This is a genomic window from Hymenobacter sp. 15J16-1T3B (genome assembly GCF_020711235.1).
Taxonomy (GTDB): domain Bacteria; phylum Bacteroidota; class Bacteroidia; order Cytophagales; family Hymenobacteraceae; genus Solirubrum.
In genome coordinates, this window is record NZ_JAJFAV010000001.1 from 240,333 (window position 1) to 265,315 (window position 24,983).

Annotated in this window: 24 protein-coding genes; 9 read left to right on the forward strand and 15 right to left on the reverse strand. The window is 61.8% G+C overall.

The features are described from left to right. Window positions 1-8: 8 nt before the first annotated feature. From porL to lipB, 8 genes are all read right to left on the reverse strand, one after another. Window positions 9-812, reverse strand: coding sequence for a type IX secretion system motor protein PorL/GldL (gene porL / locus LJ737_RS00980; RefSeq protein ID WP_227761979.1), 804 nt, complete (start codon window positions 810-812; stop codon window positions 9-11). 71 nt (window positions 813-883) lie between these two features. After that, window positions 884-1,900 (reverse strand): T9SS ring complex lipoprotein PorK/GldK, encoded by a 1,017-nt coding sequence (porK, locus tag LJ737_RS00985; protein WP_227761987.1) that lies wholly within the window; start codon window positions 1,898-1,900, stop codon window positions 884-886. A 233-nt stretch (window positions 1,901-2,133) separates the two neighbouring features. After that, window positions 2,134-3,147, reverse strand: coding sequence for a PorP/SprF family type IX secretion system membrane protein (locus tag LJ737_RS00990; protein WP_227761988.1), 1,014 nt, complete (start codon window positions 3,145-3,147; stop codon window positions 2,134-2,136). A 159-nt stretch (window positions 3,148-3,306) separates the two neighbouring features. After that, the gene (locus LJ737_RS00995; protein ID WP_227761990.1) at window positions 3,307-4,137 is read right to left on the reverse strand and encodes a uroporphyrinogen-III synthase; all 831 of its coding nucleotides are present in this window, start codon (window positions 4,135-4,137) and stop codon (window positions 3,307-3,309) included. Between the two features lie 70 nt (window positions 4,138-4,207). Continuing rightward, window positions 4,208-5,353, reverse strand: coding sequence for a DUF4271 domain-containing protein (locus LJ737_RS01000; protein WP_227761994.1), 1,146 nt, complete (start codon window positions 5,351-5,353; stop codon window positions 4,208-4,210). Window positions 5,354-5,366: 13 nt separating this feature from the next. After that, entirely contained in the window at window positions 5,367-6,440 is a 1,074-nt protein-coding gene (locus LJ737_RS01005) for an MraY family glycosyltransferase (protein ID WP_227761995.1), read from the reverse strand. A 55-nt stretch (window positions 6,441-6,495) separates the two neighbouring features. After that, window positions 6,496-6,912 (reverse strand): hypothetical protein, encoded by a 417-nt coding sequence (locus LJ737_RS01010; protein ID WP_227761997.1) that lies wholly within the window; start codon window positions 6,910-6,912, stop codon window positions 6,496-6,498. 51 nt (window positions 6,913-6,963) lie between these two features. Then, window positions 6,964-7,767 carry a lipoyl(octanoyl) transferase LipB gene (gene lipB / locus LJ737_RS01015; RefSeq protein ID WP_227761999.1) on the reverse strand — a complete coding sequence of 268 codons (804 nt, stop codon included), beginning with the start codon at window positions 7,765-7,767 and terminating at the stop codon, window positions 6,964-6,966. Between the two features lie 123 nt (window positions 7,768-7,890). Between lipB and LJ737_RS01020 the strand changes: the two genes are divergently transcribed. After that, on the forward strand, window positions 7,891-8,244 hold the full coding sequence (locus LJ737_RS01020; protein ID WP_227762008.1) for a YraN family protein: 354 nt from the start codon (window positions 7,891-7,893) through the stop codon (window positions 8,242-8,244). An 87-nt stretch (window positions 8,245-8,331) separates the two neighbouring features. On the opposite strand, the gene LJ737_RS01025 is transcribed toward LJ737_RS01020, so the two are convergent. The 3 genes from LJ737_RS01025 to LJ737_RS01035 all read right to left on the reverse strand — a co-directional run bounded on the left by LJ737_RS01025 (window position 8,332) and on the right by LJ737_RS01035 (window position 11,979). Then, window positions 8,332-9,303, reverse strand: a complete 972-nt coding sequence (locus tag LJ737_RS01025) for a toxin-antitoxin system YwqK family antitoxin (RefSeq protein ID WP_227762009.1) — start codon at window positions 9,301-9,303, stop codon at window positions 8,332-8,334. 213 nt (window positions 9,304-9,516) lie between these two features. Then, complete coding sequence (gene htpG / locus LJ737_RS01030; protein WP_227762012.1) at window positions 9,517-11,349, reverse strand: molecular chaperone HtpG; 1,833 nt, start codon at window positions 11,347-11,349, stop codon at window positions 9,517-9,519. A gap of 189 nt (window positions 11,350-11,538) precedes the next feature. Continuing rightward, window positions 11,539-11,979 (reverse strand): hypothetical protein, encoded by a 441-nt coding sequence (locus tag LJ737_RS01035; protein WP_227762013.1) that lies wholly within the window; start codon window positions 11,977-11,979, stop codon window positions 11,539-11,541. A 410-nt stretch (window positions 11,980-12,389) separates the two neighbouring features. On the opposite strand from LJ737_RS01035, the gene LJ737_RS01040 reads away from it, so the two are divergent. The 8 genes from LJ737_RS01040 (at window position 12,390) to LJ737_RS01075 (ending at window position 20,584) form a co-directional block, all read left to right on the forward strand. Then, window positions 12,390-12,731: a hypothetical protein gene (locus tag LJ737_RS01040; RefSeq protein WP_227762015.1), complete on the forward strand. Its 342-nt coding sequence runs from the start codon at window positions 12,390-12,392 to the stop codon at window positions 12,729-12,731. A 330-nt stretch (window positions 12,732-13,061) separates the two neighbouring features. Then, entirely contained in the window at window positions 13,062-15,533 is a 2,472-nt protein-coding gene (locus LJ737_RS01045) for a TonB-dependent receptor (RefSeq protein WP_227762017.1), read from the forward strand. 137 nt (window positions 15,534-15,670) lie between these two features. Then, entirely contained in the window at window positions 15,671-16,615 is a 945-nt protein-coding gene (locus tag LJ737_RS01050) for a cation diffusion facilitator family transporter (RefSeq protein ID WP_227762019.1), read from the forward strand. 60 nt (window positions 16,616-16,675) lie between these two features. Continuing rightward, a complete protein-coding gene (locus LJ737_RS01055; protein WP_227762021.1) occupies window positions 16,676-17,956 on the forward strand; it encodes an MFS transporter in 1,281 nt (426 codons plus the stop codon). A gap of 78 nt (window positions 17,957-18,034) precedes the next feature. After that, window positions 18,035-18,316 (forward strand): hypothetical protein, encoded by a 282-nt coding sequence (locus LJ737_RS01060; protein ID WP_227762022.1) that lies wholly within the window; start codon window positions 18,035-18,037, stop codon window positions 18,314-18,316. Window positions 18,317-18,367: 51 nt separating this feature from the next. Continuing rightward, window positions 18,368-18,811, forward strand: a complete 444-nt coding sequence (locus tag LJ737_RS01065) for a DUF6526 family protein (RefSeq protein ID WP_227762024.1) — start codon at window positions 18,368-18,370, stop codon at window positions 18,809-18,811. 88 nt (window positions 18,812-18,899) lie between these two features. Continuing rightward, window positions 18,900-19,202, forward strand: a complete 303-nt coding sequence (locus LJ737_RS01070) for a DUF4286 family protein (RefSeq protein WP_227762028.1) — start codon at window positions 18,900-18,902, stop codon at window positions 19,200-19,202. 128 nt (window positions 19,203-19,330) lie between these two features. Then, a complete protein-coding gene (locus tag LJ737_RS01075) occupies window positions 19,331-20,584 on the forward strand; it encodes a sterol desaturase family protein (protein ID WP_227762029.1) in 1,254 nt (417 codons plus the stop codon). A 258-nt stretch (window positions 20,585-20,842) separates the two neighbouring features. Here the strand turns inward: LJ737_RS01075 and LJ737_RS01080 are convergent, their stop codons facing one another. From LJ737_RS01080 to LJ737_RS01095, 4 genes are all read right to left on the reverse strand, one after another. Continuing rightward, window positions 20,843-21,361, reverse strand: a complete 519-nt coding sequence (locus LJ737_RS01080; protein WP_227762031.1) for a GNAT family N-acetyltransferase — start codon at window positions 21,359-21,361, stop codon at window positions 20,843-20,845. Window positions 21,362-21,549: 188 nt separating this feature from the next. Next, a complete protein-coding gene (locus LJ737_RS01085; protein ID WP_227762032.1) occupies window positions 21,550-21,780 on the reverse strand; it encodes a hypothetical protein in 231 nt (76 codons plus the stop codon). A 161-nt stretch (window positions 21,781-21,941) separates the two neighbouring features. After that, window positions 21,942-24,161 carry a prolyl oligopeptidase family serine peptidase gene (locus LJ737_RS01090; RefSeq protein ID WP_227762034.1) on the reverse strand — a complete coding sequence of 740 codons (2,220 nt, stop codon included), beginning with the start codon at window positions 24,159-24,161 and terminating at the stop codon, window positions 21,942-21,944. Window positions 24,162-24,230: 69 nt separating this feature from the next. Beyond that, a complete protein-coding gene (locus LJ737_RS01095) occupies window positions 24,231-24,917 on the reverse strand; it encodes a hypothetical protein (protein ID WP_227762035.1) in 687 nt (228 codons plus the stop codon). Window positions 24,918-24,983 lie beyond the last annotated feature (66 nt).

Consider the following 24,983-nt stretch of genomic DNA (forward strand, 5'->3'; position numbering starts at 1 on the left):
TCCAGCAATTAGCTGGTAGCACGCATGGCGTTCAGCATGTTGCCGTACACGCGGTTGAGCGAGTTCAGGTTGACGGTCAGCTTGGCAACCTCGTCTTTGAACTGCTCGGTGTCTTTGCCAGCGCTTACCAGGTTTTCCATAGCCTGGCTCAGCGTGCCGTAGAACTTGTTCATGGACTTCAGGTGCGTGTTGGCGTCCTGCAGTTCCATTTCATACACTGCGTTCAGAGCGCCCAGGTTCTTGGTCACGTTCTGCACTTGCAGGTGGTATTCTTTGGCATCAGCCGTAGCGCTCGACATAGCCGACATGGCTTCGGCAGTCTGCTTGTAAGCGGTGTTGATATTGTCCAGCGACTGAGCGGCCGAACGTACACGCTGAGTGTACTCGTCGGTAGCGTTGGTAGCGTCGCCCAGCGTGGTCAGCTGCGAAGTCGTGGTGCTCAGGCGGTTCAGGCCTTCACCCAGCGACTTGATTGCGTCGGGAGTAACATTGGCGTCCTTCAGCATGTCGTCGAGCTTGCGGGTCAGGCCCTTGCTCGAGTTATCGGCAGCAAACGAGTTGCTATCGGTCGAAGGATCGTAACCTTCCGACAGTTGGGGGTATACCAGTGCCCAATCCGGCTCCTTGTGCTGCGGCTGGAAGGCACTCAGGAAGAAGATAAGGGCTTCCGTACCCAGACCAGCAATAATTGCAATGTCAGCACCGGGCCAGTGTTCGATTTTGAACAGTGCGCCGATGATAACGACGGCAGCACCGATGCCGTAAATTTTCGGCATCACCACGTCGAACAGGAAGTTCTCTTTTTGTGCCATTAGTTAAGGGGGTGAAAGAAAGTGTGGGTGTTGGAGGTTAGCTAAAAAAAGAGGGACAATCCCTTGGGTGGTTACAAGCGGTTGTTGGTACCCATACCGATCTGAATCAGCGCGCAGCGGAAACCGATGTAGGAACGGGCCGAGTCTTGGTATTCGAAATTGCGGGTACCCGTTTCGAGGTAGTAAGCAATATCTTTCCACGAACCACCACGCACTACTTTGCGGGGCTCGTTGTCATCCGGGTTGGTGGGGTTCATATCCCATACCACCGGCATCGACGCTTCCATGTAGGCATCGTCGCACCATTCGGATACGTTGCCCGACATGTCGTACAGGCCAAAGTCGTTCGGGAAGTAGGAACCTACCGGCGAGGTGTAAGCGTAGCCGTCGGAAGCGTAGTCACCACGGCCGGGCTTGAAGTTAGCCAGCATGCAGCCTTTGGTGTTGCGCAGATACGGACCGCCCCAGGGGAAAGTCGCCAGTTCGCGGCCGCCGCGGGCAGCGTATTCCCACTCAGCCTCGGAGGGCAAGCGGAAACCCGGTACGCCAGCTACGCCTTCTTCGGCAGCAGCAGCATTCTTGTTTTTCGTGCGCCAGTTGCAGAAATACTTGGCAGCAAACCAGTCGACACCAACGACGGGATAGTCGTCGAAAGCGGGGTGGCTGTAGTAGTACTCCATCAGCGGGTCACCCATGTGGTAGGTGAAGTCGCGTACCCACACCGTGGTGTCGGGGTACAGCTCCGTCATGATGTATTCCTGCCCCAGAACGTCAACCGAATCCTGCATTACTGCGTTCATGAACTGACGGTACTCATTGTTGGTGATTTCCGTCTCGTCCATGTAAAAGCCGGCGATGGTCACCTGCTTGTTCATGTTGACCATCGAAGCAGCAATGTCTTCGTCGGTCTGGCCCATGTGGAAGGTACCACCGGGGCAAGGAACCATCCCGAAGGGAACCTCCTGCGGGTTGAACTCCGGTCGGTCCTGAGCTCCTACCAGGTCACCCTGGGGGCCTTTGCCGAAGCTGCAAGCCCCCAACATCAAGGCCACAGAGGCGATGAGGGGCAAACCAAGAAACTTGTTCATGTGAGGGTGAAAGTGACTGTTCAGGCGGCGATACCCAAAGATTACAATTTTGCGCTTGGCAAATTTAGCGACAATGCTTTTCGCAAACAAGCGTTTAGCCAAACCTCATTCGTTTGTCTACGAATTGGTTAGGCAACCCGTCAAACGGAAAGAGGTGCCGAGTTAGTACACGCACACCTGTTTCCGGTTGAAAAAGCCTAGTAGCCTTGCCTAATATCGCCGGTTCCCGCGGCTTAGAAACTGTAGCGGGGGGTACGGATAGCGGGGCGTACAGCCGGCCCGGGCTTGGGCAGGCGGTAGGAAAGCATAATCTCGTGCGAGCTGAAAGCCCGAGCGTCCTGATTAAATGCAATCCAGTCAAAAGCGTAGCCAATACGCAGCACATTGTCCTTCATCACAGCTGCGCCGAGCATGCCCGTCAGGGATTCATCGTAGCGGTAGCCAACGCCACCCCAGAATTTGTCATTGATAGTGGCACGGGCGCCAACTTCAAACGAATTGTTGTCGAACGAGAATTTCTTACCGTCCCCGAACTTGCCGGGCAACACCAGTTTGCCGATGGCCGTAGGCGTCAGAACAATGTTATCGGTCAGGTCGAAATTATAGCCCACCGAAAGGTAGCCGTGGTTTTCAGCCGTGGCTTTGGCCTGCTTACCCTGAGAAACGTTGCCTTCGGCCGGGACGCTTTGAAAGCTGTAGGTCGAACGAAGCAGGTTGTTCAGGCTCAAGCCCGCGTACCAGCGCGGCGACTCGTACCATACCCCAACCCCAGCGTCAAACTTGTTGTCGGAGCTGTTGGCGGGAATATTCGGGTCGAAGGGGTCAACGTAGCGGTAGTCGCCGTCGCGGTGCCAGTTGTTGTAAATGCCTTGGATACCTACGCCGAAGCGCCCTTCGTCACCCACTTTGAAGTGTTTGGAGTACGACAGCGTAGCCGAAGTAATTTTCGACTGCGCAAGTTCGTCCCGGTAGATGCTCACACCCAAACCGCCCCCAATGGCCCGAACGGGCAGGTTAGCGGAAAGCATGTAGGTCTTGGGCTCACCGCCACGGTCCAACGTCGCTTTGTAATTGAAATACTGGTAACGCCCGATAGCGGTAATTTCCCCCTGCCCTTTGATACCGGCGTAGGCGGGGTTCAAGTACATGCCGTTGAAGGCATAGTGGCTGAACTGCGGTTGCTGTTGGGCAACAGCCGAGCCTGCCACTGCTGAAAGCAGGAGGGTGGCAAGTAAATTTCCCTTCATAGGAAGCGACTGAGAGGTGGGTGGTTACGGTTGATGGGTGGGTCAGCGTAAGTTTTTCAAATGTATAGAAAAATCACCCCCCAACAAATCCCCCTAAAAAAACAAGCGGTAAGCATAATTACATGCTTACCGCTTGTTTTGTCGCTGAGCTACGCTGCGTTACGCTTTCTGTTTGTTGTTGCGCGCCTGCTCTTTGGCTATTTCCGCACCATGATGGAGGCGAATGTAAGCCTCGATGGCGCCGGTCATGGAAGGCGCATTGGGCTGGGGAGCCTCGATATCCAGCTCTAGGCCGGCATCGCGCACGGCTTTGGCGGTGGTGGGGCCGAAAGCAGCGATACGCGTGCCTTCTTGCACAAAATCCGGAAAGTTGATAAACAGCGAGCTAATGCCGGACGGGCTGAAGAACGCCAAGCAGTCGTACTTCACGTCGGACAGATCGGAAAGGTCGCTGGCGACGGTGCGGTAGATAACAGCTTCGGTGAACTTGAAGCCGTTGGCCCGCATGAACTCCGGAATGTCGTCTTTGCGGATGTCAGAGCACGGGTAGAGGAATTTCTCGCTCTTGTGCTTCTTAATAACATCGAAGAGGTCAGCAGCGGTGCGCTGGCCAATGAATAGCTTGCGCTTGCGCAACACAATGTACTTCTGCAGGTAATTAGCCGTTTGCTCGGAAATACAGAAGTATTTCATCTCGGCCGGCATTTCCAGTTTAGCCTCCTGACAGATGCGGAAGAAGTGGTCGACCGCGTTGCGGCTGGTGAAAATTACCGCCGTATGCTCGAGGATGTTGACTTTTTCCTTGCGGAAGTCCTTGTAGGAAACGGGCTCTACTTGGATGAATTCGCGGAAATCCACCTTAATGCCGTATTTCTCGGCAATAGCAAAATACGGCGACACGTCGTTGGCCGGCTTGGGCTGCGTCACCAAGATGCTGCGAATGCGCTTGGCGTGCCGACCGGTACCCGGCTTGTCTGTGCTTTCGGCCATAAGGAGAAGAGGGTAAAACTAAGCGATACGAAGGGGCAGGGTGTGGACGAAGCCCCTGAACGCGGCGTTATCAGGAGGTGATTACCAACAACTTGAGCAACACCGTCAAGGGAATGATTTCGGTGGTGCAAAGGTACGAAAACAAATGCAGATTTAGCAGGGAGGTTCGGCGGTGCAGCGTGCGCGCCACGCGAAACACGGTGGCCATTAACATCAACGAAACCACCCCGTTGGACACCCAGAGCACGCCTTCCGGCCAGGTCTGATTGAGCACCAAGTAGAGCAGCATTACGATGGGCAGGAACAAACCCATGAACAAGAGGCTGCGCACGAACTCGCGGTACTGAACCAAGACCAGGGAGGACACATTAAATATATAGCCCATCAGCGACAGGTACACCACCTTGGCCAGGACAAAACTTGCGACGAGCAAAGCGTACGTAAATACCCGCAGCACCAACCCGGATTCAGACACCGCAAAGAGCCGGCGCAGCAGGACTAGGCTCTGCACATTCGTGTGGATGGCAACGATGAGCAGCCCTAGCGACAGGGAGAAAATGAGCACCAACAGCAGGTTGAGCCAGGTGATGGTGGGCCGGGAGAGAAAGTTCTGTTCGCCGGCGGCATTGCTCCACAGCTCATAGATACGGGCAAAGCCGGGGCGGTAAATAGTGCGGATGGCCCCGTAAAGCAGCCCAATCAGCAGCAAAAAGCACAAAAAGATGTTTTCGCCTTCGTGGCCGGTGAGGCGGGGCTGAGGCAACCAGCGTGCACTCCCCTTGGCACGCTGGGCTGTGGGCTCTGGAGCAGCCGCATTGGCGAAGGAAGCGTAGTTGGGGGACTGCTCCGGGTGCCACACACACAGCAGATGGGTGGTGGTTTTGCTGCCGGGGGGTAGCAATTCGGCTAAGTCCAGCGTGTATTTGGCCGTGCTGGGCGCTCGAAATACCAGTTGATTATCGAGGAATAAAGTCAGCTGCTGCCGCGCCGTGAATGTGATGCGAAACGGCTGGCCGGGGCGAATATTGACCCACTGGTAGTAGGCCCGGGCCGGAGCGTGGTAGCCCGGCAGGTACAGCACGAGCTTGTTGCTGGCGGGAGTATAGATTAGCCAGTCGCTGCCGAGGCCGGTGGGCGCGGGCGGCGGCAAGGGGCGGTACTCAGCGGCCGCGGCGGGGCGGCTCAGCCCAAGCAGCAGGCTGAGGGCGCTAAGCAACAGGCAGCAGGTCTTACGAAGCCACCCGCTGCCGGGCGCTGCGGCTACGATAGGTACCGAGGAATACACTGAGCAACAACGAGAAGGCCAGCAAAGCGACTATTAGGATAGTATTACCCTGCTCGGCGAAGTTGATGACGAACAGAATCACCACCAAGTTCAGCAGCGCCAACAGCAGCACGGTGCTGATTTGCTGAAAGCCCATGGCAAGGATGCGGTGGTGGATGTGGTTTTTATCGGGCGTGAAGGGCGAAGTACCGTTCAGCACGCGTACCGTGAATACGCGGATGGTATCAAACAGTGGCACGAATAGCACACCGATGGCCACCGAGGGGTTGGCCGATTGAAACGGGTGCGGCGCCTGCGGATCGGCGCCCATTTCGATGAACTTGATGGTCAGGATAGACACGATGAACCCGCAGAGCAAGGAGCCCGTGTCGCCCATGAAGATGGTGGCCTTGTGGAAGTTGTAGCGCAGAAAGCCCAGCATCCCGCCGATGACGCACACCGACACGAACACGTAGTTGCCGTATTCGGCGCCGCCGTAGCGGAAAAAGTAGTAGCCGAAAGTGCTGACGATGATGATGACGATGGAGCCGGCCAGCCCATCAAGGCCGTCGATGAGGTTGATGGCGTTGGTGATACCGGCAATGGCCAAGAACGTGAAGGCGTAGCTGATGCCGTCGGGCAGTTCGTGGATGCCTAGTATGCCCTGAAAGCTGGTGATGCGGATATCGGCCATGAACATGACGATACCGGTAGCCAGTAGTTGCCCGACGAGTTTCTTAGCCGGCGAAATGGAAACCAAATCGTCCTTCAAGCCCACGAAAAACAGCACAATGCAGCCGGCCAGCAGCTGTTGAATGCCGTTGCGCAAATCGGCAAAGATGGTCAGGGCCGACATGAATCCGGCGAAAATGGCCACCCCACCCAAGCGGGGCGTGAGCACGGCGTGCACGGTCCGCTTGTTGGGCAGATCGAGCATGTTCTTGAGGTGGGCGATGTAAATGACGGAGGGCACCGCAAACAGGGCCACCAGAAATGCCCAGAGGAAGGCCAACCCCAATGTCACGCCGTTAGGACTCATAGATCGGTAGTGAGAGGGGTAAAGGTACGGAACTACGGACGAAGCCGGACGCCCGTTAGCTGTGCAACACGCCCTCGCGCCCTAGCAGCCCGATGGGAATCAGGTTGTCCGCTACGATGGAATCGGGCACGAAGATGAATTTCTTGTCGAAAATCTGCGTGTCGCGGTAGTAGCTGACCCAGTATTGGTTGTTCAGGTGAAACAGGGCTGGGTCGATGGGCTCCACGGGCACGGCCGACTGCGCCGCTACTTCTGGGAAGTGGTGGCGCAGGGTGGAGGTGCGTACGGTGTGGCCTTCGGCGTCGAGGCCGTAGCCGTTGGAGCTGACGATGACGTTCTGAATGGGGAAACGGTTGTGGTTGAGCAGGTATACCAGCCAACCAGCTTTGCCGACTTCCACGGCGGCGGCGTCATCAGGGACAATGGCCACGGCCACGCCCTCTACGGGTTCAAAGTTAATGTCTGCTTTCATGCGGGGCTGCTCCGATGGTTGAGCTAGCTCAGTGAGGGCCGAAGCCCGGAATTATTCAACGAATTCGGCCTGCAGGAGTTCGGCCAAGTGCCGGAGCAGCCGGTCCTCCACTTCGCGCAGCGGCACGGCCCGGCCCAGCTCCTGCGCTAGTGACGTTACGGCTTTGTCGGTGATGCCGCAGGGCACGATGTGACCGAAATATGCTAGGTCGGTATTGACGTTCAGGGCAAAGCCGTGCATGGTTACCCAGCGGCTGCACTTCACGCCCATGGCGCAAATTTTGCGCGGGTTGGGCGCGCCCTCTTCGAAATCCAGCCAGACGCCGGTCAGGCCCGCAATGCGGCCCGCCATCAGGCCGTAGTCGGCCAGCAGGCGAATAACGGCTTCTTCGAGCGTGCGCAGGTAAAAGTGGATGTCGGGGCGGAAATTGTCGAGGTCGAGGATGGGGTAGCCGACGAGCTGGCCCGGGCCGTGGTAGGTGATGTCGCCGCCGCGGTTGATGCGGTGGAACGTGGCCCCGTGCGCAGCCAAGGCGGCTTCGTCGAGCAACAGGTGCTCGGGCTTGCCGCTTTTGCCCAGGGTATACACGTGCGGATGCTCGCAGAGCAGCAAGTGGTTAGGCGTGGCCTCGGGCGCCGCACCGCTGGCTTCGCCTTGGCGGTTGCGGGTCTTGATAGCCACGGTAGCCGCCAGCAGTTCTTCTTGCCGGTCCCAGGTCGGCACGTAGGCCACCTGTCCCAAGCGCTGCACCAACACGCGGCGGTTAGTAGCGGCCGAAGGAGCAAGTTCGGCCACGGCCGCGCCATCGGCGGGAGCAGCGGGCTGAATGCAGGCAGAAAGGAAGTCGGGTTCCATAGAGTGCAAATTTACGAAACCCAAACCATCGGTGCGGGCTACCGGTTCGCCGCCGGCGCCGACCGGGCTACTGCTGCTCGCGCAAAAGCACTAGTTTCCGGTCCAAGCCATTCGTCTGCTACCATGCCCTCCCCTACCCTCGGCGCCGCCGGCGAGCAAGCCGCGGCAACCTACTACCAGGACCGTGGTTACGCGGTGGTCGCGCGAAATTACCGCCACGGCCGGGCCGAAATTGACCTGATTGTGGAGCAGGCGCAGCCGCCGCGGCTGGTATTTGTGGAGGTGAAAGTGCGCACCGACCTGCGCTACGGCTTTCCCGAAGAATTCGTGACGCCGGCGCAGCAACAGCGCATCCGCCGGGCCGCCGAGCAGTTTATTCTGCACCGCGACTGGCAGCACGATATCCGCTTCGACATTCTCAGCCTCACGCCCAACTCCCAAGGCTTCCGTATCGACGCGTTCGAAGATGCGTTTTGAGTGAAGGAGCGGAATGCGGAAAGGTGGACCGCGTGACCAATAAATAGCTCACGCGGTCCACCTTTCCGCATTCCGCGTATTTGCAGCTCAATTGCGGCGGGGCTGGGCTGGGTTCTTGGCGTCAGCCTCGCGCTTGTCGAGCTTGTCCTTTTCGTAGATGAGCACGCCGTTGCGGTTGTACTCCTTCACCAATACCGGTTCGGTTTCGGGCTCGTAGCCGGATTCGCCGTACTCGTATTCGTAGTGGCGGCGGCTGCGGAAGCCCCAGTATTTGGTCCAGGTACCGATTTTCTTGCCGTTTTCGAACTGCCCGTGCCAGTCGGGCTGGCCGTCGTTCTTGAAGCTCATGTACTCGCCCTCCAGCTTGCCGTCGATGTAGGGTACCACCTCTTTCACCATGGTGTTGCCGCCGTCGTAGTAGGTGATGTTGGCGTCGCGCGGGAAGCCCTGTTCGTAGTGGACCTTGCTGATGAGGATGTTGTCCTTGTTGAACCGCTCCCAGCGCAGGTGGCGCGTGCCGATGTAGTAAAACCCCGTCTCGACCACCTTGCCGCCCTGCATCTTCTTGTAGGGCCCGTGCAGGATTTTGTATTTGCTCAGGTCGATTTCAGCCAGGGTGGCCGTCTTTTCCAGCCGCTTCTTGGCGGGGTTAAACAGCCATTTGGTCGGCGCGTACTGGTTGGGCTGCTTGGGCGTTTTGAGGTAGTAGAACACCTCGATGACCTGGTTGCGCCCCTTCGGCCCCGATTTGGTATAGCCTTTTTTGATCCGCTCGCCCATGAAGATGCGCTTCTTCTTCTTGGCCATGGACTTGCGCTGCGCGGCCTTTTCCTTTTCCAAGGCTTTGCGCTGCTCCTCTTTGCTGAGCTTTTTGGCCGTGCTCAGCGACGGGGCGTTGACGGTGTCGCGGGCCGTGGCGAGGGTGTCGGTGCCACCGGCGAGGCTGGCCGTGGCCGGGGGCTCGGGCTTGCTGTTGAAGGAAACCGTTTTTTTGGCGCAGGCACTGAGCAGCAGAAACGGCAGCAGCAACAGCGTGGGCGACAGACGGACTAAACGCATCGGCAAAGACAGGCAGGAGGTTCTGGGGAGCGAAACGTAAATATAGGACCAGATAGTGCCCGGCTTTTAAGCGGGGAACCGGGGAGCGGGGAAGTTGCGGAACAGCCGAGCCGGCCCCGCTAACGCCAAACGGCTCCGGCAGCAGTAGCCACCGGAGCCGTTTCTGGCGAAAAGTGCTTGGCAACAGCCTTTCGGCTGCGCGCCCGCGGCCGCTTACTCCGCGGCCAGCAGCTCGGCGCTGCGCTTCACGAATTGCGTCAGGGCTTCGCCTTTCAGCATGCCTTGGGCCAGCAGGGCCAGGTCGAAGGCTTGCTTGGCCAGCTTGGTAGCGGCTTCTTCGTCGGCCTTGAGCACGCGCTGGGCTACGGCGCTGTTGGCGTTGACGCTGACGGTGTAGCTATCCGGTAGTGAGCCGAACATGGCCATGCCGCCGCCCCCGCCCACGCGCTGCATGTCCTTCATGCGGCGCATAAACTCGGGCAGGGTGATGATAACCGGCGCATCCTGGGGCGAGAGGGCATCCACCTGCACGTGCATGGCGGGGTTGCTGATGGCTTTCGAGAACAGCTCCTGCAGCTTGGTTTTCTCGTCGTCCGACAGCACGCTCTCGGTCGTTTCGTCCTTCTCGATGAGCTTGCCCACCGTTTCGGAGTCGACGCGCTTGAAGGTGGTCTTCTCCAGCTTCTGCTCCAGCTGCCCAATGAAGTGCGCGTCGAGCGGGCCGTCGAGCTTGAGCACGTCGTAGCCGCGGTCTTGGGCCGCTACCACGTAGGCGTGCTGGGCTTCCGGGTCGGTGGTGTAGAGCAGCACGGTCTGGCCGTTCTTGTCGACCTGGTTGGCCTGCACGTGCTCCTTATACTCGTTGAGCGTGAAGAATTTCTTATCCACGCTCTGCAGCAGGGCAAAGTCCTTGGCGCGGTCGTAGAACTTCTCGTCGGAGAGCATGCCGTACTTGATAAACAAGCCGATGTCCGACCACTTGTCCTCGAAGCCCGGACGGTCCTTGCGGAAGATTTCGGCCAGCTTATCGGCCACTTTCTTCGTGACGTACTGGTTGATTTTCCGCACGTTGGCGTCGGCCTGCAGGAAGCTGCGCGACACGTTCAGCGGAATATCAGGCGAGTCGAGCACGCCGTGCAGCAGCATCAGGAACTCGGGTACCACGTCTTTCACCTCGTCGGTGATAAACACCTGCCGCGAGTACAGCTGAATCTTGTTGCGCTGCAGCTGCAGCTCGTCCTTCACCTTGGGGAAGTACAGAATACCCGTCAGGTTGAAGGGGTAGTCGACGTTGAGGTGAATCCAAAACAGCGGCGGCTCCGAGAAGGGGTACAGCGTCTGGTAGAATTGCACGTAGTCCTCGTCGGTGAGGTCGGCGGGCTGCTTGGTCCACAGCGGTTGGGTCTGGTTGATGACCTCGCCCTCGAACTCGATGGGGATGGGCAGGAACTTGCAGTACTTGTCGAGGATGCCGCGCAGGCGCTGGGTTTCCAGAAACTCGTCCGAATCCTCAGCTACGTGCAGCACCACGTCGGTGCCGCGCTCTTGCTTGTCGGTGGTTTCGAGGGTGAATTCGGTGCTGCCGTCGCAGATCCAGCGGGCGGCTTCGGTGTCGTCCTTGTAGCTCCTGGAGAAGATTTCCACTTCCTTGGCTACCATAAAGGCAGAGTAGAAGCCCAGGCCGAACTGCCCGATAATCTGGTCCTTCGCCGCGGCGTCCTTTTCCTTGTACTTCTCCACGAACTCGGTGGCGCCGGAAAAGGCAATCTGGTTGATGTACTTCTTGATTTCCTCCGCCGTCATGCCGATGCCGCGGTCGGAAATGGTGATGGTGCGCTTTTCCTTGTCCACGCTCACCGTCACCTTCAGCTCCCCGGCCTCGCCCTGGTACTCGCCCAGCTGCGCGAGGCTCTTGAGCTTCTGCGTAGCGTCGACGGCGTTCGAAACCAGCTCCCGGAGGAAGATTTCGTGGTCGGAGTACAGGAACTTCTTGATGATGGGGAAGATATTCTCGGTGTGAATCGAGATGCTGCCGGTTTCCTGCATGGCGGGTAGAAGTAAGTGATGAGGACTGTCAGAAATGGAAACGGCCCGGCTGCCCGCGGGGAGCAACCGGGCCGCGGGGCCGGTTTCAAATCGTATTCCACTCGCCCTCGCCGGGCCCCAAAGCTGTCAGGCTGACAGAGCTAGCGGGGTGCCGCCCGCCAAAAAGCCGGGTCAGCGCCCGCTCACCCTTCAGGCCACCATGCGCGAGGTGACGGGCACGGCCGGCTCCCCCGTGGGGTTGATGAGCCAGTCGATGGCCGCGGCCGAATCGGCAAAAAACTGAATGTCAAACTTGAGATGCTGCTGGCCCTGGTGCAGCAGGCTTTCGGCGGCAAGCTGGTTGTACACGTTGTCGCTGAGCACCAAAGCGAGCTGGCGCAGATTGGTGAGCGGCTTGAGGGCCGGCAACACTTCGTCGCTAAGCCACATCTGGTCGTCGAGCCCGAGGTTAGGCAGGCCGTTCAGATCAATTACCCACGACTCAATGGCGTGCTGCCGGAGCGCGTGCTGGACATAATCCACGGCGGGGCGGAAGCGGTGCATGTTGTGCTGCCCGCGCCAACGGTGGTAGAGCAGACGTAGGGCGGGGTCGTGAAACAGGACGAGCGAATCGAAGTGGAGCGAGGTCATCAGCACGAAGGTCAATCAGTTAGATGACCCGAAGTAAGATTCGTGCCAAGTCCCGATCTGGGAGACTCGGTCGGCTGCGCTGCTTCCTCGCCGAACGGGGCGGTGGGCTGTGCGAAGGGTGGCGCTGCGTGCGTTACACAAACAGCGTTTCGGTGGGCTTCTCGCCGCCGAAGGCTGGTTTCTTGGGGCGGATTTGCTGGGCGAGCTGCTGCAGGGTGCGGAGTAGGATTCGTTTCATGGGTGGGATGCAGATGGATGGTGGTACAATGGAGTGAATAAGTTACGTAAAACCCGGGGTAGTTCGTTGCCGCTATCTGGCGTGCAACGGTAGCCGGATTCGGGTGTTTTTGCCCGCCGGTTTGGCCGCTTGTTGGCCGCGTCCGTACTTAGCCCCGACTTCAGCCCTGCTCATGCGCGACTTTCGCACCCATATAGCCACCTTGCTGCTGCTCTGCTTCGTGCGGGTGCTGCTGCCGGAGTCGGCTATTCTGGCGCTGCACCGCCACGCGCACACGGAGAAGGAGGAAGCCGTGCTGCCGGCCCACCACGGCGACAAAGCCGTGCTCAGCACCAAGCACCAGCACTGCCCCGTCGACCACCTGTACGACGTGCCGTTTCAGCCCGCGGCGGAGCTGGTGGTGCCCACTGCCTTCTACACCTATACCCGGCCCGAAGGCGAGGCCCGGCAATCGGTGTGGACGGTTGCTACCCCCGCCGCGGCGTGGCTGCGCGGCCCGCCGGCCCGGGCCTGATTTCCGTGCTATTCGCTGTGAGTAGCATCGGCTGAAGCCCAACAGTGGGCCTTTGGCCGTGGCTGCGTTGTCAGCCGTTCAGGGCAGTTTTTGCCCCGCTACGTTGGCTTCAGCCTATCGAGCGGCGGCTGCCCGCCTCTTTTTCTATTTGCGCTGGCCTGGCCCGAAGGGCCGCACCGCACCCTGTTTTTCCTGGTTGCACCCGCTGCTGACCGGCCCCCGTTCTGCTCCCTGCGGTTTGGGTCCGGAGTTGCCGCGGAAGGCGCTGTTCAGTGCGTTGCCCTTCTCGCGGCCCGGCGGGTGCTCCGTTCCTCCCTTCGACTTCCCCTCATGTCCCGTTCGCTGCTGCTTTCGGCTTGCCTGCTCGTTCCGGCGCTTGCCGAAGCCCAATCCGTCCCCAACCCTGCTCCCCGCGCGGCCGCGGCCGTCACCGTTACCGGCCGCGTCGTCGACCAAAGCACCCAACAGCCCGTGCCCGGCGTGACGCTGCTCTTCCCCGACCTCAAACAGGGCACCGCCACCGACACCGACGGCCGCTTCAGCTTCCAGAACCTGCCGCGGGGCCGCTTTCTGGTGCAAATCCGCTCCCTGGGCTACGGCACGCTGGTGCGCACCGTGGACACCGGTAGCGGGCAGCCGCTGGACTTCGCCCTCTCGCCGGCCGTGACCGAGCTGGGCCAGGTGGTCGTCACGGGCGTGTCGGCCTCCACCGAGCTGCGCCGCTCCCCGGTGCCCACCACCGTCCTCGATAAGGACGAGCTGAACCAGCACGCGTCGTCCAACGTCATCGACGCCATTGCCCACACGCCGGGCGTCAGCCAGATTACCACCGGCGCGGCCATCAGCAAGCCCGTCATTCGCGGGCTGAGCTCCAACCGCGTCATCACCCTGAACAATGGCGCCAAGCAGGAAGGCCAGCAGTGGGGCGACGAGCACGGTATCGAAATCGACGAGTACAGCATCGACCGGGCCGAAATCATCAAGGGCCCCGGCTCCCTGCTCTACGGCTCCGACGGCATGGCCGGGGTGGTCAACTTCGTGGCACCCGACCCGGTGGACAACGGCCGCGTGCTTGGCTCCGTCGCGGCCAACTACCAGACCAACAACCACCTGCAGGGCTACTCGCTGATGAACGCGGGCAACCTGAACGGCTTCAATTGGCTGGTGCGAGGCTCGGGCAAGGTGGCCGGCGACTACCGCAACCGCTACGACGGTCAGGTGTACAACTCCGGCTTTCAGGAGCTGAACGGCAGCGGCTACGTGGGCCTGAACAAAAGCTGGGGCTACTCCCACCTGACGGTCAGCTCCTTCAACCAAGAGCTGGGCCTGATCGAAGGTGCCCGCGACTCGGCCACGGGCCGCTTCGTGCAGGAGTACGCGGTGGGCAACGACGCCGTGGGCAACCGCCTGGTCGACCGGGACGGGTTTCGCGGCTACGGCCTCGACGTGCCCCGGCAGCAGATCAACCACCTGCGCATCGGCACCGACAACAACTTTATCCTCGGCCAGTCGCGGCTGACCGTGAACGTGGGCTGGCAGCAGAACCTGCGCCGCGAGTTTGGCGACGTGCTGGCCGCCGACGAGCCCAGCCTGTACTTCCAGCTGCGCACCCTTGACTACGCGGCGCGCTACTTTCTGCCCGAGCTCGGCGGCTGGAACACCACCGTGGGCGTGAGCGGCATGCGCCAGGAAAACCAGAACCTGGGCGCGGAATTCCTGATTCCGGCCTACCAGCTCTTCGACGGCGGCGTGTTCGGCGTCACCAAGCGCACCTTCGGCCGGCTCGACGTGAGCGGCGGCCTGCGCCTCGACCAGCGCCGCATCACGGCTGATGCCTTGTGGCTGAACGAGCAGGAAGAGCCGGTGCCGGGCGGCACGCCCAACGCCGAGCAGAAGTTCGCGGCCTTCCAGAACACCTACCGCAACTGGTCGGGCAGCCTGGGCGGGGCCTTCAGCATCACCGATGACCTGGTGCTCAAAGCCAACGTGTCGCGGGGCTTCCGGGCGCCGAACATTGCCGAGCTGGGCTCCAACGGCGTGCACGAGGGCACCACGCGCTACGAAATTGGCAACCCCGGCCTCCAGGCCGAAACCAGCCTGCAGTCGGACCTAGGCCTGAGCCTGAACACCGAGCACGTCACCTTCAGCGTTGACGGCTTCGACAACCGCATCCAGCACTTCATCTTCCCGCGCCGCATCAGCAACGTGGCCGGTGGCGACTCCACCCGCGTCAACCCCGAGGACGGCGAGGAATACCGCGTGTTCCTGTACGGCCAGAGCCCGGCCAACCTGTACGGCGGCGAAGTGACGGTGGACCTGCACCCGCACCCGCTCGACTGGCTGCACTTCGAAAACTCGTTTTCCATGGTCCGCTCGCGCCGCCTGGGGCAGAGCGAGGGCGAAAAGTGGCTGCCCTTCACCCCCGCCGACCGCGTGCAGTCGGAGCTGCGGGTGAACTTCCGCAAGGTGCCGGGGCTGTCGGCCGTGGCCAACGTATATGCCCGCGCCGGGCTGGAGCACAACTTCGCCCAGCGCCGCATCTTCGGCGCCTTCGACACCGAAACGCCCACCGACGCTTACACGCTCGTCAACCTGGGCGCCGGCACAGATTTCGTCACCAGCAAGGGCCGTACGGTGGCCTCGGTGCTGCTGTCGGTCAACAACGTATTCGACGTGGCCTACCAAAACCACCTGAGCCGCCTGAAGTACACCGACGTCAACAACGTGACGGGCCGCCAGGGCGTGTTCAACCAGGGCCGCAACGTGAGCTTGAAGCTGCTGGTGCCGCTGAGCTTCAACTAAGCGCGGCGGACCGGCCCCGAATTCGGACCTTGGGGCACGCCGCGGCCTGACCGCAGCGTCCGCCTTCTGCGTAAAGATGGGAGGAATGGTACGTGGGCGCTGGTTCATGCGCCGTTCCTCCCCTTTCGTTAGCCACCATGCCGCACGACCATAACCACTCCCACGCCGGCCACGACCACAGCCACAGCCACCACCACCACGGCCCGGCCGACCTGGAAAACGTGGGCCGCTCCTTTGGTTGGGGCATTGCCCTGAACCTGGCCTTCGTGGCCGCCGAAGCCACCGGCGGCTGGTGGGCCAACTCCTCGGCCCTGCTCTCCGACGCCGGCCACAACCTCTCCGACGTGCTCAGCCTGGCCCTGGCCTGGGGCGCCATGCTCATCGGCAAGCGGCCCAGCTCGGCGCGCTATACGTATGGTTTCAAGGGGCTTAGCATTCAGGCGGCCTTGCTGAACGCGGCCCTGCTCTACCTCGCGCTGGGCGTGATTTTGTGGGAAACCATCGACCATTTGCGCCACCCCGAGCCGGTAAATGGCAAGCTGGTGATGCTGCTGGCCGGGGCCGGCATCGTGGTCAACGGCTTCACGGCTTGGCTGTTTAGCCGTGGGCAGCAGGGCGACGTGAACGTGCGCGGGGCCTACCTGCACATGCTCACCGACGCGCTGGTGTCGGTGGGCGTGGTGGTGGGCGGGGCGCTGGTGTACTTCACCGGCTGGCTCTGGCTCGACCCGGCCATCAGCTTCGTCATCCTGGGCATCGTGGGCGTCAGCTCCTGGGGGCTTATGCGCGAAACGGTGCAGCTCAGCCTGCAAGCCGTGCCCACCGGCATCGACCCCACGGCCGTGCGCCAGTTTCTGCTCACCCAGCCCGGCGTAACGGGCGTGCACGACCTGCACATCTGGCCCCTGAGCACCCGCGACACGGCCCTCACCGCCCACCTCGTGCGCCCGAGCGGTACCGACAGCAACTTCCTGCACGACTTGCAGCACCGCATCCAGGACGAGTTCAACATCGGCCACATCACCGTGCAGATCGAGCCCGGCGCCTGCACCCACGACAGCTGCGACGCAGCGCATCCGTAGCGGCCGGTGCTGGTTGCGTGGGCAAATCTTCGTAACCTGCGCCCCGTATTCCGCTTCTGCATGGCCCTGACCTCTACCCCACCCAACTCCGCCCCGCCCAAAACCACCGGCCTGCTCAGCGCCGCCGTGGTGGTGGCCGCCCTCGGCTACTTCGTCGACATCTACGACCTGATTCTGTTCAGCATCGTGCGGGTGGCCAGCCTCAAGGACCTCGGCATCACGGCGCAGGCTGACATCACCACCGAAGGCACCCACCTGATTTCCATGCAAATGGGTGGCATGCTGCTCGGCGGCATCCTCTGGGGCATTCTGGGCGACAAGCGCGGACGACTGTCGGTGCTCTTCGGTTCGATTCTGCTGTATTCGCTGGCCAACATTGCCAACGGCTTCGTGCACACCATCGAACAATATGCCTGGCTGCGGCTGATTGCCGGCATTGGGCTGGCCGGGGAGTTGGGCGCGGGCATCACGCTGGTTGCCGAAACGCTGCCCAAGGAAAAGCGCGGCTACGGCACCATGATTGTGGCCACGGTGGGCGTATCGGGCGCCATGCTGGCCTACTGGGTGGGCGAGGCGCTGGGCTGGCGCAATGCTTACTTCGTGGGCGGTGGGCTGGGCCTGGCGTTGCTGCTGCTGCGCGTGGGCGTGTTCGAGTCGGGCATGTTCGAGCAGGCCAAGCAGCAGCACGGCGTGGACCGCGGCAACTTCCTGGCCCTCTTCACCAACGGCCCAAGGCTGCTGAAGTACCTCAAGTGCCTGCTCATCGGCGTGCCGCTGTGGTTTGTGGTCGGCATCCTGATTACGCTGGCGCCGGAGTTTGGCCGTGCCCTGGGCGTGCAGGGCGAAGTATCGGCTGGCCTGGCTGTGTTCTGGTGCTACTTCGGCCTGGTATTCGGCGACTTTGCCAGCGGGGCCCTGAGCCAGTTGCTGCGTAGCCGCAAGCGCGCCCTGCAGCTGTTTCTGCTGATCTGCGGCACGGTGGTGGCAGCGTATCTGTTTATGCTGCGCGGCGCCTCGCCCACGGCCTTTTACCGCCTGTGCTTCGTGATGGGCATTTCGGTGGGCTTCTGGGCCTTGTTCGTGACGGTAGCGGCCGAGCAGTTCGGCACCAACCTGCGCGCCACGGTGGCTACTACGGCGCCCAACTTTGCCCGCGGCTCGGTGGTAGCGCTGGTGCCCATTTTCAACGGGCTGGCGGCCATACTCGGCTCCTCCACCGCGCCCAACCTTGTCGGCAGCGGCGCGGTGGTGGGGGCGGTGTCCTTGCTGCTGGCCTTCTGGGCCGTGAGCACCCTGCCCGAAACCTACGGCAAAGACCTCGACTACGTGGAGGTATCCTGAAGCGCATTCCCGGGCCCGGCGGGAACTGCCAGCCGGCCCACCGCGTATTTTAGCTAAACTCTATATTCCACCGTCCCCATGAACAAGCTGTTTCGTCCGCTGCTACTGCTCGGCGGCTTTTGCCTCATAGCGGCGGCCGCGGCTGCCCAAGTGCCTCCGCCCCCTACCGGCACTACTTCGCCTTCCACGCAACAGGCGCCGCCACCCAACCAGCCGGCGTCGATGCCGCAGGTGAGCGGGCCGGTGCAAAACGCCTCCCAGGCCAGCAAGGAGCGCGACAAAGCCCAGGAAAACCTGGCCAAAGAGCGGGAGCGGGCCGCCCGCGACGAAGAGCGGAACCGCAAGCGCGGCCAGAACTAAGCCCGGCCTGCCCTTGCCCCACTTTTACTTCTTCCTGACCCCGACCTTTGCATGGCCGAAGCCCGCTTCACCCGCCAATACTACGCCCCGCACCATTTTGTAGCCCTGCCGGCTGCCTTCATCATGGCCCTTTATACGGGCCGCCGCTACTGGGCCGTGGCCGGCCAGGACTCCGACGACTCGCGGGTGTGGTTTTGCCTGCTGGCCCTGGCGGTGGTGCTGCTCATTACGCTGGTAATGCTGCGCCAGCACTACGCCCTCACCCTGCAAGACCGCGTGGCCCGGCTGGAAGTGCGACAGCGCTACTTCGAGCTGACGGGTCAGCGTTTCCAGCCGCTGGAGCAGCAGCTGAGCCTGGGCCAGGTTCTTTCCCTGCGCTTTGCCGGCGACGCGGAACTACCCACGCTTGCCGCCTCAGCCGTAGCCGAAAAGCTGGCCCCGGCCGACATTCGCGCCCGAATTCAGAATTTCCAACCCGACCCCATGCGGGTCTGATCGTGACTTGGTGAGGTGGGGAAATGGTGCGTGTTGTTCACGGAGCCATATCCCAAACTCGCCAGTTCACCGCCTCACCAGTTCCCCAATGATTCTTTACAACATTACCAGCAGCGTCGACCCGGAAGTGGCCGAGGAATGGGTGGCCTTCATGCGCGACCAGCACATGCCCGACGTCATGGGCACCGGCTTCTTCGTCAAAAGTCAGCTGCTGCGCCTGCTCAACGAGGAAGAAGACGGCTGCACCTACGCGGCGCAGTTCTACTGCCTGAGCACCGAACAGCTCGACGAATACCAGCGCGTGGCCGCCCCCGGCCTGCGCGCCGACCTGGAAACCCGTTTTCCGGGCCAGTACGTGTCGTTCCGCACCGTGCTGGAAGTCATCGATTAAGCGGCTGAGCCGGCTGATTTCGAAGCGTCATTCTGCGCCGCCGGCGGGGAATGACGCTTTGCTTTTGGTGGAGGTGGTAGCCGCGGCAATTGCGTAACTTCCTCGCCCGCCCCGCATTCCGCCCCGCCATGAACCTGAACCCCATTGTCCTCTCCATTCCGGTGTACTTCGCGCTGATCGGCGCCGAGCTGCTCGTCGAGCGGCTGCAGCACCGGGAGAAGTACCGCTTCCACGACGCGGTAACCAACATCAGCTGCGGCGTGACCTCGCAAATTGCGGGCGTCTTCTTGAAGGTGGCGGTGATTGGGGTGTACGAGCTGCTGTACGAGCACGCCCGGCTGTGGGAAGTGCCGCGCACCTGGGCCAGCAGCCTGCTGCTCTTCGTGCTGGCTGACCTGTGCTACTACTTTGCCCACCGCTACTCCCACGAAATCAACGTGCTGTGGGGCGGCCACGTGGTGCACCATCAAAGCGAGGACTACAACCTCTCGGTGGCCCTGCGGCAAAGCTCGTTTCAGGGCATGTTCACCTTCGCGTTCTACCTGCCGCTGGCCGTGCTCGGCTTCGAAACGACTTGGTTTGTCTACATCTCGGCGCTGGTCACGCTCTACCAGTTCTGGATTCATACCGAGCTGATCGGCAAGCTCGGGCCCCTGGAGTGGGTGCTGAACACGCCCTCGCACCACCGCGTGCACCACGGCCGCAACCCCAAGTACATCGACAAGAACTACGCGGGCACTTTTATCGTGTGGGACCGGCTGTTCGGCACGTTTCAGGCGGAAGAGGAGCGGCCCGTTTACGGCATCACTACGCCGCTGAACTCCTGGAACCCAGTGTGGGCCAACTTCGGCCACTACGCCCAGATGCGGGAGCAGCTGCGCCAGACGCCCGGCTTCTGGCACCGGCTGCGCGTGGTGTTCGGCCGGCCCGGCTGGCGCCCGGCCATTCAGGGTGGCCCCTACCCGATTCCCGACGTCGACCCGGCCAGCTACCAGAAATACAGCACCACCGCGCCGCGCGCTGTCAATTGGTACGTCTTCGCGCAGTACGTGGTGCTTATCGGCGGGGCGGCCGTGTTTCTCTTCACGCAGAAGGACATGAGCCCGCCGCTGCGCTGGGCCGTGGCCGGCTGGTGCGTGTGGGCAGCCTTGGCCTGCGGGGCGTTGTTTGAGGCCAAAAGCTGGGGCTACCGGCTGGAACCCATGCGTCTGGCTGCCTCGTTAGCCCTGCTGTTGCTGGCCGCTCGCGGGCACGGCTGGTTCGGCTGGGCCGCGGCCGGGGGGGCGGCCTACTTGGCTGGCTCGGCGCTGTGGTGGTACTCATTTCGGCAAGCTTATGCCGCGGCGCAACCCACTGCTTCACCGGCTAAAGCGTACGCCTGAGCGGATAATCCAGCCCGTCATCCTGAGCAGAGCAAACCGAAGGTCGACGTAGTCAAGAACCGTCCTCGCACTCCGCACTAACTGAAAAGCACAGCCACCAACGGCCCTCGTCCGGGCTCGGTGGCTGCGCTTCTTATTTATAGTCATGTTCCGTTACGCTCGACACGGCAACGGCTACAAGCGGCGTCAGCGGCGGTGCAGGCCTTGAGGAAGGTCCTTGGCTGCGCGTACGCCAGATGAGGATGACGGGCCGCCCGTTTATCCCTCAATGGCCGCTACCACGGCCGGGTCGCAGGTGTAGGCTTGCAGGTCGGCGGCGGTGAGGTTGCCGTTGTGCCACTCGGGGTCGAGGTTGGCGCCGATGCGCTTGTAGAAGCCAATGGCCGGCTCGTTCCACTCCAGCACCTGCCACTTCAAGCGGTGGGCACCGGTGCGCCGGGCTTCGGCCACCACGGCGTCGAAGAGCTTGCGGCCGATGCCGGTGCCGCGGGCGGTTTCGGTCACTACTAGGTCTTCGAGGTAGAGCATGCGGCCCTTCCAGGTGGAGTAGGCGGTGTAGAAGAGGGCAATGCCCAGGATGCCCTGCTCCGCGGTTTCGGCCACGAAGAAGCCGAAAATGGGCTGCGGGCCGAACCCGTCGCGGCGCATGTCGGCCAGGGTGTTGGTGACTTCCTCGGGGGCGCGCTCATATACGGCCAGCTCCACAATCAGCTCGTGGACGCGGGGCAAGTCGGCTTCGGTGCCGCGGCGGATGCGCAGGGTGGCGGGGGTAGGCATGAGTGACAACAGCAGGTTAGCTGCAAAGCTACGCGGCCGGCGCCGCTCCGTTGCGCCCGATGCTGCCCAAACCGCGCGTAAGCGCTTCCCTTTTGGCTACTCAGTGCCGCTACGAATCGGTAAAAACGCAACGCCCGGCTTTCCGAAGAAAACCGGGCGTTGCGGGCTCAAACAAGCCAGGCCGCAGCCTACATCACCGGCTGCATCTTTTTGATGGTGGTGGTAGCGTTGACGGCGCTGATTTCCTGGGCGGCCTGCTCGGCAGCTACGGCCGCGGAGTCTTTGCCGGCGGCAGCGGCGGGCAGGGCGGGCAGCTCGGCGGCGGCCATCTGGTCTTTCTTCTCGAAGTCGGGGTTGCTGCAGGCCGATACCGACAGCAGGGCGCCGGCTACAAAGCCGAGCAGGAGCAGGTTTTTCATATCAGAAATGGAAAAGGTCGAGTCAGGGCGCCGGAACGCGGCTGCGAAGATACAACCGCAACGTGAACTGACTTCGCTTACGCTGACTTTCAGTGAACTGATGCGTCGTGAGGCGGCTGCGGCGCAGTTTCGGAGCCGGCGCCCTCGGCTGGCCACCGGCCTTATTTCAGATTTTGGTATGGGTTCACGCCCATGTTGTAGTAGGCGAAGGACCACACGTCGGCCCATTCGTCGATGAGCAGCTTGGTGCTCTTGCCCGCCCCGTGCCCGGCATTCACGTCGATGCGGATGAGCTGGGGGTTGGGGCCGGCGTTGGCTTCCTGCAGGGTGGCGGCAAACTTAAACGAGTGCGCGGGCACCACCCGGTCGTCGTGGTCAGCGGTGGTAATCATGGTGGCCGGGTAGCTGGTGCCGGGCTTCAGGTTGTGCAGCGGGGAGAACTTAACCAGGTTCTGGAACTGCTGGTAATTGTCGGAGGTGCCGTACTCCGGGGCCCAGTTCCAGCCGATGGTGAACTTCTGGTAGCGCAGCATGTCCATCACGCCCACGGCCGGGAAGGCCACTTTGCAGATGTCGGGGCGCTGCGTCATCAGGGCGCCCACGAGCAGGCCGCCGTTGGAGCCGCCGGCCACGGCCAGCTTCTCGGTGCTGGTGTAGCCCTGCACCTTCAGGTAGTCGGCCGCGGCGTAGAAGTCGTCGAACACGTTCTGCTTGTTCGGGGTCATGCCGGCCTTGTGCCAGGCCTCGCCGTACTCGCCGCCGCCGCGCAGGTTCGGAATGGCCAGCACGCCGCCGTTTTCCAGCCAGAGCATGCGCGCCACCGAGAAGCCCGGCGTCAAACTCACGTTGAAGCCCCCGTAAGCGTACAGGTAGGTCGGGTGCTGCCCGTTGAGCTTCAGGCCCTTCTTATGGGTGATGAACATCGGGATTTTGGTCCCGTCCTTGGAGGCGTAAAACACCTGCGTGGTCACGTAGTCGTCGGGCTTCACGTCGACCTTGGGGGCGCGCCACACCGTGCTCTGCCCGCCGGCCAGGTCGTAGCGGTAGATGGTGGTCGGGTAGGTGAAGGAGGTGAAGGCGTAGTACACCGCCTTGGAATCCTTGCGCCCGCCGAAGCCCGAGGCCGTGCCGATGGCCGGCAGCTCCACGTCGCGCAGGGCTTTGCCGGCTTCGTCGTAGACCTTGATGAGCGAGGAGGCATCCTTCAGGTAGGTCGCTACCAGCTTGCCGCCCACTTGGTCGATGCCTTCGAGCTTGTTTTCGGTTTCGGGCAGCAGGTCTTTCCAGGACGTGGGCTCCGGGTGCTTCGGGTCGATGGCGAGGATGCGGTAGCGCGGGGCCTTGTAGTTGGTGTACACCAGCAGCCGGCCGCCGATATTGCCCACCACGTTCATGTCCGACTCGTAATCCTGGCCCAGCATGGTCCACTTGCCGGCCTGCTTGGCGTCCGTCAGGTCGCGCACGGCCAGCTTGTTGCCGTCCGATTTGCCGTCGGTGAGGTAGATGGTCAGGAACCGCTCGTCCTCCGTGACGGAGGCAATGCGGAAGCCCAGGGCCATCTGCTTGTTTTCGTACACCAGCTTATCGGCCGCCTGCGCGGTGCCGATTTTGTGGTAGTATACCTTGTGGTACTCGTTTTTGCCGGCCAGCTTGTTTTCCCCGGCCTTGGGCGCGTCGTAGCCGCTGTAGTAGAAGCCGTCCTTGGTCCAGGCCACGCCCGATACTTTCACCCAGTTGATTTCGTCCTTCAGCGGCTGGCGCGTCTTCAGGTCGAGCAAATGGATGGTCTGCCAGTCGGAGCCGCCGCCGGAGGTAGTGTAGGCCAGATAACGGTGGTCGTTGGAGAAGTAGGTGCCCGAGAGGGCCGTCGTGCCGTCGGCCGAAAACTTGTTCGGGTCGAGCAGCACTTCCCCGTCGCCCTGCTCGTCGGGGCGCTTCACGTAGAGCACGGCCTGGTTTTGCAGGCCGTCGTTTTTCTGGTAGTAGAGGTAGTCGCCCTCCTGCTGGGGCACGCCGTACCGCTCGTAGTTCCATATTTGGGTGAGCCGCTCCCGAATCCGGTCCCGGTACGGAATCTGGCTGAGGTAGCCGAAGGTTACCTTGTTTTCGGCTTCCACCCAGGCCTTGGTTTCGGGCGAGTCGGGGTTTTCCAGCCAGCGGTAGGGGTCGGCGATTTTAGTACCGTGGTAGTCGTCGGTTTGCGGGCCTTTGGCGGCCTTGGGGTAGTCCAGCGCGGCCATTTTCGGGGCCGATTTGGGCGTTGCGTTTTCGGTCACGGGTTTCTCGGTTATCAGCTGCTGCGAGGGGTTCAGCTGCTTGCTTGGGCCGCAGGCGGCCAGCAGGGCCAGCGTGGCGCCCAGCAGGGGTCGGTGGTTGGTCATCGGAGGTAAGGGAATACGGTCAGCAGCAAAATACGGCGGCGCGGGCAGTAATCGGGCGTCCCCCCCGCCCTAACGCACCGTCTCGGTCGCCACCTTGCCAATTTTCGGAATGATCTGAATGAGGAAGCGCTTGTTGCGCTCCTCCGAGCCTTGGCGCATGGGGTAGCGGCCGGAGCCGTAGAAGCCGCTGCCGCCGATGATCAGCTCGATGTTCTGATTTTGGTTGAAGTTGAGCCCGTTCTGCACCCAGAGGTTCGACAGGTTCAGCGCCCGGCGGTAGCTGAGCTGGTAGCTGAACTGCTCTTCCTGCCGGTTCAGCGCGTCGTTGAACAGGTGGCGGGCGGCCATGCCTTCCACGATGACGAGGTAGCGCACCGGCAGCGTCGTCTGGATGGCGCGCAGACGCTCCTGCAGCAGGCGGCCGGCGCGCAGCAGGGCGGGCTTGTACTGGTCCTGGATTTCGTCGCGGCCCGACTTGAACTGCACGTCCACGCGCAGCTCGTACCGTTCGTTCTGCGGGTCATAGCGGAAATAGTCGCCCTCCAGCCGCCGCAGCGACTCGCGGATGCGCTGAATCTGCTCCAGCTCCTGGGCTTTCACCTTCAGCTCCCCGAGCAGGCGCTTCTGGCTTTCCTCCCGGTCGCGGAACAGCTTGAAGCTGTAGACGAACAAGACCAGCATCACGATGAAGAGGCTGGTCATCAGGTCCACGTAGCTGGGCCAGAAGAAGTCGGAGCGTTGCTGGTCGTCGGCCATTGAAATCAGAACAAAACGTTTGTCATCCTGAGCAAAGCGAAGGACCTTCTCACCAAAGACCGTCAG

Excerpts from the sequence above, each read along its gene's own strand:
- LJ737_RS01050 (WP_227762019.1), top strand. The coding sequence starts at position 15,671 with ATGCCGCACGACCATAACCACTCCCACGCCGGCCACGACCACAGCCAC.
- LJ737_RS01090 (WP_227762034.1), bottom strand. The coding sequence starts at position 24,161 with ATGACCAACCACCGACCCCTGCTGGGCGCCACGCTGGCCCTGCTGGCC.
- LJ737_RS01035 (WP_227762013.1), bottom strand. The coding sequence starts at position 11,979 with ATGACCTCGCTCCACTTCGATTCGCTCGTCCTGTTTCACGACCCCGCC.
- LJ737_RS01065 (WP_227762024.1), top strand. The coding sequence starts at position 18,368 with ATGGCCGAAGCCCGCTTCACCCGCCAATACTACGCCCCGCACCATTTT.
- LJ737_RS01070 (WP_227762028.1), top strand. The coding sequence starts at position 18,900 with ATGATTCTTTACAACATTACCAGCAGCGTCGACCCGGAAGTGGCCGAG.
- porL (WP_227761979.1), bottom strand. The coding sequence starts at position 812 with ATGGCACAAAAAGAGAACTTCCTGTTCGACGTGGTGATGCCGAAAATT.
- LJ737_RS01075 (WP_227762029.1), top strand. The coding sequence starts at position 19,331 with ATGAACCTGAACCCCATTGTCCTCTCCATTCCGGTGTACTTCGCGCTG.
- LJ737_RS01020 (WP_227762008.1), top strand. The coding sequence starts at position 7,891 with ATGCCCTCCCCTACCCTCGGCGCCGCCGGCGAGCAAGCCGCGGCAACC.
- htpG (WP_227762012.1), bottom strand. The coding sequence starts at position 11,349 with ATGCAGGAAACCGGCAGCATCTCGATTCACACCGAGAATATCTTCCCC.
- LJ737_RS01040 (WP_227762015.1), top strand. The coding sequence starts at position 12,390 with ATGCGCGACTTTCGCACCCATATAGCCACCTTGCTGCTGCTCTGCTTC.
- LJ737_RS01055 (WP_227762021.1), top strand. The coding sequence starts at position 16,676 with ATGGCCCTGACCTCTACCCCACCCAACTCCGCCCCGCCCAAAACCACC.
- porK (WP_227761987.1), bottom strand. The coding sequence starts at position 1,900 with ATGAACAAGTTTCTTGGTTTGCCCCTCATCGCCTCTGTGGCCTTGATG.
- LJ737_RS00995 (WP_227761990.1), bottom strand. The coding sequence starts at position 4,137 with ATGGCCGAAAGCACAGACAAGCCGGGTACCGGTCGGCACGCCAAGCGC.
- LJ737_RS01085 (WP_227762032.1), bottom strand. The coding sequence starts at position 21,780 with ATGAAAAACCTGCTCCTGCTCGGCTTTGTAGCCGGCGCCCTGCTGTCG.
- lipB (WP_227761999.1), bottom strand. The coding sequence starts at position 7,767 with ATGGAACCCGACTTCCTTTCTGCCTGCATTCAGCCCGCTGCTCCCGCC.
- LJ737_RS01080 (WP_227762031.1), bottom strand. The coding sequence starts at position 21,361 with ATGCCTACCCCCGCCACCCTGCGCATCCGCCGCGGCACCGAAGCCGAC.
- LJ737_RS00990 (WP_227761988.1), bottom strand. The coding sequence starts at position 3,147 with ATGAAGGGAAATTTACTTGCCACCCTCCTGCTTTCAGCAGTGGCAGGC.
- LJ737_RS01095 (WP_227762035.1), bottom strand. The coding sequence starts at position 24,917 with ATGGCCGACGACCAGCAACGCTCCGACTTCTTCTGGCCCAGCTACGTG.
- LJ737_RS01010 (WP_227761997.1), bottom strand. The coding sequence starts at position 6,912 with ATGAAAGCAGACATTAACTTTGAACCCGTAGAGGGCGTGGCCGTGGCC.
- LJ737_RS01025 (WP_227762009.1), bottom strand. The coding sequence starts at position 9,303 with ATGCGTTTAGTCCGTCTGTCGCCCACGCTGTTGCTGCTGCCGTTTCTG.
- LJ737_RS01005 (WP_227761995.1), bottom strand. The coding sequence starts at position 6,440 with ATGAGTCCTAACGGCGTGACATTGGGGTTGGCCTTCCTCTGGGCATTT.
- LJ737_RS01060 (WP_227762022.1), top strand. The coding sequence starts at position 18,035 with ATGAACAAGCTGTTTCGTCCGCTGCTACTGCTCGGCGGCTTTTGCCTC.
- LJ737_RS01045 (WP_227762017.1), top strand. The coding sequence starts at position 13,062 with ATGTCCCGTTCGCTGCTGCTTTCGGCTTGCCTGCTCGTTCCGGCGCTT.